The sequence below is a fragment of the Luteococcus sp. H101 genome (assembly GCF_038433155.1).
GTDB lineage: Bacteria > Actinomycetota > Actinomycetes > Propionibacteriales > Propionibacteriaceae > Luteococcus.
This window is the reverse complement of record NZ_JBCDMW010000023.1, coordinates 145,925-157,613: the sequence shown is the minus strand read 5'-3', so window position 1 is coordinate 157,613 and position 11,689 is coordinate 145,925. Positions and strand designations below refer to the sequence as shown.

General features: G+C 70.7%; 7 protein-coding genes. 1 reads left to right on the top strand and 6 read right to left on the bottom strand.

Going from position 1 to position 11,689, the window contains the following annotated elements; all coding sequences use genetic code 11:
• Nucleotides 1-262: 262 nt before the first annotated feature.
• From AAEX60_RS10710 to AAEX60_RS10690, 5 genes are all read right to left on the bottom strand, one after another.
• On the bottom strand, nt 263-670 hold the full coding sequence (locus tag AAEX60_RS10710; protein WP_342103379.1) for an HTH domain-containing protein: 408 nt from the start codon (nt 668-670) through the stop codon (nt 263-265).
• Nucleotides 667-1,389, bottom strand: a complete 723-nt coding sequence (yczE, locus tag AAEX60_RS10705) for a membrane protein YczE (RefSeq protein WP_342103378.1) — start codon at nt 1,387-1,389, stop codon at nt 667-669. The genes AAEX60_RS10710 and yczE overlap by 4 nt, the downstream gene beginning before the upstream one ends.
• A 374-nt stretch (nt 1,390-1,763) precedes the next feature.
• Nucleotides 1,764-2,723 carry an acyl-CoA thioesterase gene (locus tag AAEX60_RS10700; RefSeq protein ID WP_342103376.1) on the bottom strand — a complete coding sequence of 320 codons (960 nt, stop codon included), beginning with the start codon at nt 2,721-2,723 and terminating at the stop codon, nt 1,764-1,766.
• Between the two features lie 784 nt (nt 2,724-3,507).
• Entirely contained in the window at nt 3,508-5,160 is a 1,653-nt protein-coding gene (locus AAEX60_RS10695) for an NERD domain-containing protein (RefSeq protein ID WP_342103374.1), read from the bottom strand.
• 160 nt (nt 5,161-5,320) lie between these two features.
• Nucleotides 5,321-7,543 (bottom strand): sensor histidine kinase, encoded by a 2,223-nt coding sequence (locus AAEX60_RS10690; RefSeq protein WP_342103372.1) that lies wholly within the window; start codon nt 7,541-7,543, stop codon nt 5,321-5,323.
• Nucleotides 7,544-7,880: 337 nt separating this feature from the next.
• Between AAEX60_RS10690 and AAEX60_RS10685 the strand changes: the two genes are divergently transcribed.
• A complete protein-coding gene (locus tag AAEX60_RS10685) occupies nt 7,881-9,149 on the top strand; it encodes a hypothetical protein (RefSeq protein WP_342103370.1) in 1,269 nt (422 codons plus the stop codon).
• 187 nt (nt 9,150-9,336) lie between these two features.
• Here AAEX60_RS10685 and AAEX60_RS10680 read toward each other — a convergent pair whose 3' ends face one another.
• Complete coding sequence (locus AAEX60_RS10680) at nt 9,337-11,568, bottom strand: sensor histidine kinase (RefSeq protein WP_342103369.1); 2,232 nt, start codon at nt 11,566-11,568, stop codon at nt 9,337-9,339.
• Nucleotides 11,569-11,689 lie beyond the last annotated feature (121 nt).

Genomic DNA, 11,689 nt, shown 5'->3' with positions numbered 1-11,689 from the left:
GCGGTCGGCTGGCGCCACCAGGCCCGGTGACAACACCCCCCGGATCATGCGTACGACAGGGGCACAGAGTCATGCCGGGCCCGGCGACCGTAACCCCGCCCTACGGGGTCACCAGCAAGGTAACGGGCACTGGGCTACCCGGGGCAGTGGGGCTCCCAGGGTGGCTTCCAGGGGCAGTGGCTTCCCCAGGGCAGTGGGGTTTCCGGGGCGGTGCGGGTCAGAAGGGCTCGGGTCAGAAGGGCTCGGGTCAGAAGGGCTCGGGTCAGAACAGGCTCGGGTCGGCGAGGTGTCGTCGCAGCTGGTCCCGGGTTTGCAGGAGCCGCTCCGGCAGGTCGGCATCCAGGAAGTCCAGCGCCAGCACGAGTGCCATCACCTGGTCGTCGTCCAGCCGCAGGGCGCCCCGGCTGCGCGTGACGTCCAGCCAGACACCGCCACCCTGGCCTCCGCGGCCTCGCAGCGGTAGCCGGGCGGAACGCAACCGCTCCAGATCCCGTTCGACGGTGCGCTCCGAGACCCCGAGCCGTTCGGCCAGCGCGTCGACCGCCAGCGGTTCGCCGCGCTGGTCCAGCAGCACCTGCAGGACCTCTTGCTGACGGGCGATCTGCCGGCTGGCGGTGCGCGGGTCGGTGGGGCGGGGCTTGGGGGTCAGGCGTCGTGCGGAGCGGCTCACCGGTCCATCCTCTCCCGTCCGGCGCCGGCTGTGGAAGGGTTGGCGACGACGGATCTGGCCCGCGGCACGTCCAGCCGAACCAGGCATCGCGGCAGCATCACCTGAACCAGCGGACCGATCGCCAGGGCATAGGCGACGGTGCCCAGCCCGACGGGACCGCCCAGCATCCAGCCGATCGCCAGCACGGTCACCTCGATGGCAATCCGCACCGGACCGATCTGCCAGCCGGTCCTCTCGCTGAGGGAGGTCATCAGCCCGTCGCGTGGCCCGGGGCCCAGTTGGCTGCCGATGTACATGGCTCCGGCAAGGCCATTCAGCACCACGCCGGCGGCCAGCAGACCGCCGCGCAGGGCCCAGCCGGGCGGGCCGTCGGTGCCCACCGGAGGCAGCAGGGCCAGGGTCGCGTCGATGGCGATCCCAACCACGACGATGTTGAGCGCCGTACCCAGGCCGGGCCACTGCCTCAACGGGATCCAGAGCAACAGCACCACCGTCCCCACCAGGATGGAGACCGTCCCGATGCTCAGGGGGACGTGCCGGGCGATGCCGACGTGCAGCACATCCCACGGGGAGAGCCCCAGTCCACTGCGCAGCACCAGCGCGATCGACGCGCCGAAGATCCACAGCCCCACCGCCAACTGGATCAGGCGACGCGGCATCCGTCCCGCCCGCAGTTGCTGGCGCGGGGTCAGGTTCAGCAGGGTTGGGGAGGCCTCCATGGCTCCATGCTCGCTGGTCCGTCGGGGATTGGAATGTTTGTCTCAGTCCTCGTGGCCGTGGGCTCAGGTGTCCAGAAGGTCCACGTTGCGCCAGCCCGTGCTCCCCGCGCCGGTGTGCAGGGCGTAGGGAGCATGGGATGGCATTGGGAGCGGCACGTGGCGCGACGTGGGCCTGAACGGCTGGGTACGCAGCAACGGCTCGTCGATGGCCTGACCCCGGCCCTCGACAGGCTCGGACAGCGTGATTGGGGCGACAACGTAGTTGGGGCTCGGGCAACCGTGGTCGGGTGTGGGTCAGGGGGTGGGCTGCCCGACGGGCTTGGGAGCCGTGGATGGGCCGGCTCGCGGCCCGGGACGCGACGAGCGGGAGCGAACTAGTGCGGAACCTCGCGCGGGGCGCGTCGGGCCAGACCCTGACGGATGTCGATCAGCCGCTTGGCATGCTCCTGCAACTCCAGATCCTCGGGCAGCTTGGGATTCCAGGAGCGGACGTGGCGCTTGCGGGTGCCGGTCTCGTCCAGCGCCACCAGAACCATCAGGCAGTGCGTGGTGGTCTCCAGCTCATTCTTCATCGGGTCGCCGGAGCGGACGTGCACGCTGACGTGCATGGAGCTGTGGCCGGTGTGGATCAGCCGCGCCTCCACCTCCACCAGGTGGCCGATGTGGATCGGGCGATAGAAGCGCACACCACCCGCAAAGACGGGAATCGCCGGGCCCTGGTGCCAGGTCTCGGCCACCAGGTTGGCGGCCTCGTCAATCCACTCCATCGCGATGCCGCCGTGCACCTTGCCGCCCCAGTTGACGTCGGTGGGCTTGGCCAGGAAGCGCAGCGTGCGCCGCAGGGCTTCCGTCTGGTCCGTGTAGACCTGCCGGGCCATGTCCTCCTCGATCTCCTTGCGCCCCTCGACCCGGCGGATGGCGATCTCCTGCTGCTCCCTCTCCCAGTCGGATTCGGGGTTGAAGGGCGGCACCTCGACGGACTTCCCCTTGCCATCGGTGGCGACGAAGATGATCAGGCACTGGCAGGTGACCGCCAACTCGCCGGTTCGCGGGTTGCCGGAGCTGACGGTGCAGACGATGTGCATGGAGCTGCGGCCAGTGTGCACGATGCGGGCCTGGACCTCCACCAGCTCACCGACCAGCACGGGCCTGCTGAAGCGCACATTGCCGACGTAGGCGGTCACGCAGTAGGAACCGCTCCAGGCCACCGCCTCGGCGTAGCCGGCCTTGTCGATCCAGGCCAGCACGGTGCCGCCCTCCACATGGCCCTTCTCATTGCCCTCCATCGGGGCGGCCAGGAAGCGCAGGGTGGTCTCTCGTTGGGTGCCCGACATCGTTTCGTCCGTTCGCGTCTCGCTCTTGTGATCCAGTTCACACTCTCTCGCGAAGCCGGGATCAAGGCAAGGGCTGGGGCCGCTCTGTCCCACTCGTCGGCGGGACGTCGCACCGGTCCGGCCTTGGAACGAATTCGGGCCCGCCAGCTGATGCCGGCGGGCCCGTGGGTTCGTGCCGAACCGTGATCCCCCGATCTGGTCCAGCAGGTCCTGCTCTGGCCGGATCCCCCGATCCAGCCGGCCGCTCGTTGTCATCCCCCGAATCGACGAGCGGTGTCTGCGGCATCCCCCGATATCGCAGACGTGGCGGCGACCCATTCCCCCGAAGAGGCCGCCCGCCGGTGGATCCCCCGATCCCTCCCGGCGATGACTCAACATTCCCCCATGCCGGAAGTGATCACAAGTTAATTCGACCAATCGGTCCAGCGGTTCAGAGTTCATACAGAATGCGCCCCGGAATTGTCCCCTGAAACCGCGTCATGCTGCCCCTGACAAGCAGATTCATGTCACCCGATTGGGGGACACGGCGGGCCCCTCGACGGGCTTGGGGGCCAGTAGGGGACAGCCTCGGGGCCGGTAGGGGAGCCCTCGGGCCAGCGGAGGAGGACAGGCCGGGGGCAAGAAGGGACGACGGGCCGGGATCAGCTGAGGTCAGCCTTGGGCCCGGAAGCGGGCAGGCGCGGGATCGGGTCTCGGAGAAGCCGCGGTGGTCGACGCTGTCGAGCCTCGGCTGGCCGCTCAGGGGCCGAGGGAGCTGCTCGCTGAGGTCGAGGGGGCCTGCCGCTCAGAGGCCGAGGCGCCGGGCCACCTCGTCGCCACCGATGGCGCGGACCTGCTCCGGATCCCCCACCACGACGAGCCGGTCGGTGGCCCGGGAGAGCCCGACGTAGAGCATCTCGGCGGCGCGCTCCCGGCCGGCTTCCAGGTTCACGCAGAGCACCACCGCGCGGCGCTCCAGTCCCTTGAAGCCCAGCACGTGGGAGTAGAAGACGTCGGTGCCCTCCCAGTACTCGGCCCAGTAGCCGTCGTATCCCAGCACCTGCTGACGCTCCACCTGCACCGGATGCCGCCGCCCCATCGTGATCAGCGCGATGTCTTGCTCGCACCACCCCTCGTCGAAGAGGGCCTCCACCTGCTCGTCGGCGGCCGCCACCGCCCCGTCGACGGAGCTGGGCACAAAGCTCACCTCGGGCCCGGACTCACCCCGCAGGTCCATCCGCGGCGCCAGCGGGGCAAAGGTCTGGGCGATCTGGCGGGTGTTGCGCAGATTGTGGTCCAGCACCAGCGGCACCAGCGCCACCGGGGGCCGGCCGAAGCGGGGGAAGATCCGCTGCCGCTCGTCGGTGTACACGTACAGGGCGCCGGTCTCCTCGTCGCGCAGGCTGGTCAGCAGGGGAGTCCACCAGGTCTCGGCAAAATCCTGCGCCTCGTCCACCACGATCGCGTCGAAGCGTTCCGAGGGGTCCAGGCCGGCGGCCCGCTCGGCCATCTGCCCGGGCAGGATGTGTTCCCAGAAGGCCGAGTCATCCCGGCCGGCCATCTCCAGCCCCCAGCGACGGCCCAGTTCCTCGAAGGTGCCGACGAAGGCCGGCTGCTTGCCCCGCGAGCCGGTACACAGCTCGCGTCGCAGGAAGTGCGCCAGGCCGTAGGAATAGCAGACCACCGCGACCCGTTCGCGCCGCTCGGTGAGCCGGCCCGCCGCCAAGTCCTTGGCCTGCTGCACCGCCAGCACGGTCTTGCCGGAGCCGGCACCGCCGCGCACCTCCACCCGGTTCAGCAGCCGGGTGGCCCTCAGCAGGGCGGCCTGTTCCTGGGTGAGGCGCTGGGCGCGTTCGGCCCGCTCGGCGGCCAACTCTCCCACGTCACGCGGCGGCAGGCCCCGGCCGACGAGGATCCTTTCGATGGCCTCGACGTCGTCCAGGCTGGGGGCCACGGCGTCGCGGCGGTGCTGCCAGGTGGTTCGCCAGATCCGCTCACCCAGCTCGGGCAGGTCGCCCCGGCCACTGACCTGCCAGCGCGGGCAGTCCGGCGTGGCAAAGCCGTCGGCAAGGTCGGTGCGGGCCAGCACCACGTGGTGGCTCCACCGCACCCGGCGTCGGCTGCCCCAGCGCGGATCGGACTCGACGAAGTGACGCAGGGCATAGCAGGCGTCCCGGGCCTGGTCGACGGGGTGGATCACCTCGTCGCCGCCCTGCCGCTGGATCCGCCAGTTGTGCATGTCGTGCCAGACGTGGCTGCCCTTGACCTCCACCACGACGATCCCGGAGCCGGGCATCAGCACCAGCAGGTCGATCTCGTGGTCCTTGGCGGAGTCGCTCACTCCGAGGTTGGCCAGCACCAGGCAGTCCTCGTCCAGTTGCGCGACGACGCGCTCGAAGACCTCGCGTTCCGAGGGGGTGGTGAAGGCGGGCTGGCCGGGTTGGATGCGGGCGGTCATGGTGGGCTCCAAATGCCGTGGATGGCACGGCCCCGACCCGTGTGCTCTGAGATTAACCGGTCCGCGGCGCCGCGCAAACTGGGTCAGAAGTCCAACGTGGCTGGCGCGGAGTGCGGGCCTGGTGGCGACTCCGAGAACGGTCCGCAATCACAGCCCGGGCTCAGTGTTCCGCGGGCTCCACCGGGAGGCTGAGCCGGAAGAAGTCCGGGTCCCGCTCCAGCTGGCCGCCCCGGGCGGACAGTCGTCGGCTCCAGGAGTTGCCCTGTTGCTCCGACGCGTCCAGGATCACGGCCAGGCTGTGGGTCTGGTTGGCGCTGATCGTGATGGCCTGGTCCGGTTCGGCGGGGGCGCCCAGCAGGCGCACCATCTCCTCGGCCCGCTGCAGGGATTCGGGCGAGTCGTCCTGGGACAGGGTGGAGACCACCTTCCACCCGTCGCCACGGGCCCGTGCCAGGGCCGCCACCAGGGTGGGGTACCTGGGGCCCAGCACCAGCTCGTCGCGCAGCTGGGCCTCCAACAGGGTGGAGGTCTGGCGCACGATCACCTCCTGCGGATCGATCGCGCCCTGACCGACGGACTGCAGCAGGGGCAGCGCTTCCTGGGTGACCCGCTGGCTCCAGAACTGGTCCAACTGGCTCTGGGTCTGCATCTGGGCGATGGCCGCCATCCGGTGGGAGGCCTGCTCGGCCGCCTGTGCCTCCTGCGCGGCGACGTGCTGCGTCACCGCCAGCACGAACAGGGTGAGCAGGACATCTCCCGCCCCGGTGATCAGCACGAAGGAGTGGTCCCAGATGGCCCAGGGGTTCTGGAAACGCAGCCACATGCCGCCCGCCTGGAAGCCGGCCCACAGGGCCGTGACCACGGCGCCGACGCTGAGCCGGGAGGAGAGCACCACCAGGTGCACCAGCGATGAGCCCAGCCAGGCCATCCACAGCGGGTAGTCGTATTCGGGCGGGATGGGAAGGGCCCACAGGTTGACCGCCCACAGCCCCCAGGCGGACATCAGCAGGAGCGGTACGCCCAGGGGGCGCAGCTGCCGGCGGGACAGGACGACGGCCGCCGCACAACCCAGCGCCAGACCCAAGGCGGACAGCAACAGCAGCGGCGTGGGATGACTGGATCGCGTCGCCGCGAAGGGGGACAGGGCGGCGGAGAATGCGAGCCCCGGCCAGGCCGCGCGGGTGAGGTGGCGGCGCATGGCGCGGCTGGGCGCGTGGTACCACAGGGAGCTGTCGGCGGCGTCGCCCTGACGGGGCCACTCCAGAGTCACCCTGGTGCCGGAGCCTTCCTGGGAGGTGATCTCCGCGCGGCCGCCGACGTCGTCCAGCCGCTGCAGGATGGAGCGACCGACCCCCATCCGGTCAACCGCACGCCGTGCCGGGTCGAAACCTCGGCCGTCGTCGACAATCGCCATCCGGACCACCCCGGCCAGGGAGGCCACCCGGATCCCCACCCGCGTGGCCCGGGCATGGCGCTGCACATTGCGCAGCGCCTCGTGGGCGGCCGCGGCCATCGCCTGCGCTGCGGCGGTGGGCACCGGCTCACTGTTGCCGCTCAGCACGGCCCCCGCCTCCGCCACCAGCGGGTCGGCCCTCAGCAGGTCCTCCACCCGGGCCACGTCCCCCGCCGGGGTCTGCTCGGTCAGGGTGCGGTAGGCGGTGCGGCATTCGTCGCGCACCAGCTCGACCGGCGTCCCCGCCGGCGGGCGGGACAGGGCATGCAAGGCGTGCAGGACATGGTCATGGAGCAACCGGGCCGCCTCCCGTCGGGCGGCAATCTGCGCTGTCTCCTGCTGGTGCTGCAGCTCGGTGCGCACCTGGCGGGCGACGGCGGCATCGCGTGACTCGGCGATCTGGATGATCGCCTCCCCGAAGAGCAGGGTCTGGGCCACCGGAAGGACCAACCACAGGTACCCGGTCATCGCCGTGAAGCTCTGGAATCCGGTCAGCAGGACCATCAGGATCAGCATCGACCCGGTGGTGATGCCGGCGAAGGTCAGGTACTTGCGACGCCGGTGGGTGCGCAGCGCCACCACCACCAGCGGCACCAGCCAGAAGCCGGGGATCATCAGGCCGACCACGTCGTACTCGCCCGGGTGGGTCAGGGCGTCGCCGATTCCCACGGCCAGCAGGGCGTAGAGCAGCCAGGCGTGCCACATCTTCTCCCGACGCAGCAGCAGGGCCAGACCGGCCAGTACCTGGCTGAGCAGCAGGCAGGCCAGGCCGAAGCGGGCGCCGGGCGCCGCGCTCCACCCGTCGATGACGAAGGAAAGGGTCTCCGTGCTCAGCACCAGCAGCAGCTGGGTTAACCCGAGCGCGCGCAGCGCACTGCTCGACGTCTTGCTGACGCCGGGGTCTTCCGCAAGATACTGCGTGAGGGGCACGGGGTGGATTCCTGTCAGGCCAGTGGGGCTGTCCAATTGTGACAGCGCCCGCGCCCCGGGAGTGCTGGCGGCTCGCCTCCTGCAGCAAAGCCGCAGCCAGAACGAGGCCGGGTTGGCCCTCGGTCAGCTGAGGGGTGGGACCTGCGCCCTGTCCCCCCGTCGACGACTCATCGGCATGTCTCAGCGCATGGACCATTCGGGGCCGGGCGCAGGCCGCTTCTGCTGTTGGCGTACGCGGTCCCGTTTCCTGTTGTCGGCCCCACCCCAAGGGGTACCCTCCCCAGCATGGCGGCGGGTGAGCCCCCGCTGACACAACCAACCGCAGGAGGAGAATTCAGTGGCCATCAACATCAACCTCGGCCCTCGCCAGGATGTTGACCCGTACAACCAGCCCATCCCGCGGAGTTTCGTCGGCTTTGATCCCAAGGTCAGCGACGAGCAGTTGTGGAATGCCAATCGGGGCGCTTGGCCGTTGCCGGAGCAGGCCGCGCAGGAACAGTTCGCCACCTTCAGCCACGACGGCACCATTCGTCTGGTGGCGGAGCTGGAGGGCGTCGAGAACGTCGAGCAGGACGGGCGCGTGGTCCAGGCGCTGCTGGGCCGGCTGCTGCACCGCGGGGACCCGGTGCGGGATGCGCTGGTGGGGCGGGCCGTGGAGGTCGGCGCAGCGGGCGTCAGCCTGCTGGACACTGCCGAGCAGGACGCGATGATCGCTGCGGAGCGTTATGCCCCGCAGGAACGCACCCGGCGCACCTTCCTCATCACGCATGACACCAAGCAGTGGTTCTGGACGCCCGACGACGAGCGGGAGCTGATCAACCGAACCGCCGCGGGGGCCACGGTCCGGGAGTGCTGGAGCTGCGGTGGCCGTCGGCAGGGAATCGAGCCGGGTGACCGGGTCTACCTGTTGGAACGCTGCGAGGGCGAGCCCCGCGGCGTGCGTGGGGCCGGTGTGGTCTCCAGCCGGATCTATTCGGGCGAACACTGGGATGACCCGGCGCGCACCGCCAACTATGTGGACATCGACTGGGATCTGGTGCTGGACGCCGACGAGGCAATCGGCCCGGAGGTGCTGCGGCGCGACGTGCCCGGCTACGGCTGGAATCCGCAGAAGAGCGGCGTCGAGCTGCACCAGCCCATGGCCGAGGAGATGGATCGGCTCTGGGGCCGGCACACCGGCAATGAGAAGCCGGCCGCCGCGCCGCGCGAGGCCGGCTGGGACCTGGACGATGCCCGTCGCCGGGTGCTGAATTCCGAGGCCAAGGAGCAGCTGGCCGCCAGTTTCGAGGAGGACGGCTGGGAGGTGGCCCGGGCCAATGAGGACCGGCCCTTCTTCGCCGTCGCCTTCAAGGGTGATGAGCAGAGCTACCTCTTCGCCAAGGGCACGGAGACGGTCGGTCGGCCGGTGCTGCTGCGCGCCGAGGAGGTGGACTTCATCCGGGAGCACCAGGGGGACTGCGTCCTGGGGGTGCTCAGCGACGTCGAGTTCGAGCAGGGCAGCATCGCGGAGGGTTCGCACGGCATCCTGACCGTCGTCACGCTGGACTGCCACGAGGAGGACTTCCAGCCGGTGGTCTACCGGTTCACGGGTTCGTCCCAGGCCTGACCGTAGTCGAGGGGCCCCGGCCGCCATCTGGACGGCCCTGCTCGCCTGGTGGGCAGTGGGCGGTCAGCTGGTTCGTGCGCCTAGGGTGGGTCCAGGCCCGACCGGCCCGACGTTGCGTCGGCCGGGCCGCCTGCCGCCAACCGCTGTCCGGTGCCTGGCCCACTTGGCGTGACTCACTCGGCGTGGCTCACTCGGCCAGTGACGTCACCCGCAGCCGGCTGAACTCCGGGTCGTTGTCAACGCCCAGCCGCGGGCCGGTCATGGTCGTGGCCCACCGCCGCTGCTGCTCGGGCGTCGGATCCAGCACGACGGCCACCGCCTGCCCGTGCCTGGCGCTCACCGTCACCGCCTGACCCTGCCGGGCGGGCTTCCCCAGGGCCTCCAGCAGCAGCACCGCATGGCGCAGGGACCGCCCGGACTCCTTTTTCAGGGTGGAGGTCACCGTCCACCCCAGATCCCGGGCCGAGGCCAGTGCGGCGGTCAGCTCCCGCTCCTCGGGCCCCAGCAGGAGGTCCTCACGCAGCTCGACGGTCAGCCGCTGCGCCCGCTGGATCACCTGGGGATCATCCGGCCGCACCCGGCCGCTCGCCACGTCCTCCAACAGGGGAAGGGCTTCGTCGGTGGCGCGGCGGGACCAGAACTGCTCACGGTGGTGGGCCAGCTGGAGCTGGGCAGTGGCAATCCGGGTCTGTTCGGTTCGGGAGGCCTGGAAGGCGTGGTCGCGGGCCAGCCGCCGCGCCACCGACAGCCCCACCAGCACCAGGAATACCTGGCCGGAGCCGGTGAGCACCGCGGGCAGCAGCATCGACCAGGGGCCGTGCAGCCCGAAGCGCCACAGCGCGCCGCCCAGCTGGACGCCCAGCCAGCCGAGCGCGATCATGAGGCCCTGCCCGGCCGGCACCTGGAGCACCACCAGGTGCAGCAGGGCCGAACAAGCCCAGGCCATCCACAGCAGGTCTGTGCTGGGCAGTGCGTCGGGGGCCAGCCAGAGGTTCACCAGCCAGCCCGCCACCGCCGCCAGCAGCAGGAGCAGTCCGGCTGGGCGGGACAGCGGGTGGCGGCGCAGCCAGGAGGCGGCGCCGAAACCGGCCATCAGGACGCCCAGACAGACCCAGGTGGCCAACAACGGGCGGCTCAGTGCGGGCGCCATCAGCGCCGTCATCAGGAAGCCGGTCGCCAGTCCCGGCCATGCGGTGAGAGAGAGCAAACGGCGGACGTCCTCGCGGGCGGTGTCGGCCAGGGCCTCCTCCCCGGCCGTCGCGGCCCGTGGCCAAGTGAGGGTGACCTGCGTCCCCCGTCCCGGCTGGGAGTCGATCTCGGCGGCCCCACCAACCCGGTCCATGCGCTCGGACACGGCCCACTGCAGGCCCGTGCCGGTGGGGCGCTGGCCGGGAACGAAGCCAATCCCGTCGTCGCGGACCCGGATCACCCAGCGCCCGTCGGTCTGGCCCAGCCGGACATCACACCGGGTGGCGCGGGCGTGCCGCGCCACATTGTCCAGTGCCTCGTGGGTGGCGGCCTGCATGGCCAGGGCCACGTGCCGGGGAGCCAGCTCCGCCGACCCGAAGACGTGGCCGCCCGCCGCCGCCAGCGCCGGGTCGGAGCGGAGCAGGCGCCCCAGGTCCAGCATGGGGTCGTCGCCGTCCTGGCCGATGGCCTGCACCGCGGTCTGGCACTCGGAGACCAGCAGGTTGGGCGAGACCTGGCCCGCGCCGCGGCCCAGCGCGTGCAGCGCGTGCAACACGTGGTCATGCATCATCCGGTCGTTCTCGACGGTGAGCTCGCGCCGCAGACTCTCCTGGTCCTGCTCCCGTTGCGCCTCGCGTCGCTGGCCGGTCAGGTGGTCGGCGCGCTCGGCCAGCCGGAGCAGGGCGTCACCGAACAGGGCGACGGCGAGCAGCGGCGGCGCGATCCAGACCGCGGGGCTCAGGGCCAGCCGGGTGATCGGCTGGTCATTGAAGAGTTGGATCGCGACGTCCACCACGGTCAGCAGCGGGGCCCAGACGACGGCGATTCGCAGGTAGCTGCACCGGTGCAGGACCATCAGCGCCCAGGCCAGCATCGGCAGGGCCCAGAAGCCGGGTGCCCACTGGTTGGCGGGGCTGAACAGGTGCCGCTCGGGGGCCAGCAGCAGTCCGGCCCCCAGCAGGCTGAAGCCGGCGGTGCGGACCAGCAGGGGACGACGCACGTCCAGCAGCAGGCCGAGCAGGGTGAGGGTATTGCTGATCCCCAGCAATACTAGGCCGGGCAGGAATTCCCGCATTGGCACGTCGTCGAAAGTGGGCACCAGGGCCACGAAGGTGACCACCAGCCAGGAGAGCAGCCCGGTGAACCGCAGCCCCTGCACCACTGCCTCACGCATCGACGAAGCGCCCGACGAGGTGCGGGTTGCCACGGTGAAGACGGGAGAGCGGGACACGAGACCTACTTGGAGGGGATGGTGGGTTGGAACCCGTATCGGCGCGAGTCTTCCAGCCGAAGGGGCCAGTTCGGGCGGTGGTGGCCAGTAGCCGTTCTTCCCTCCGGGGACGTTCAGGATC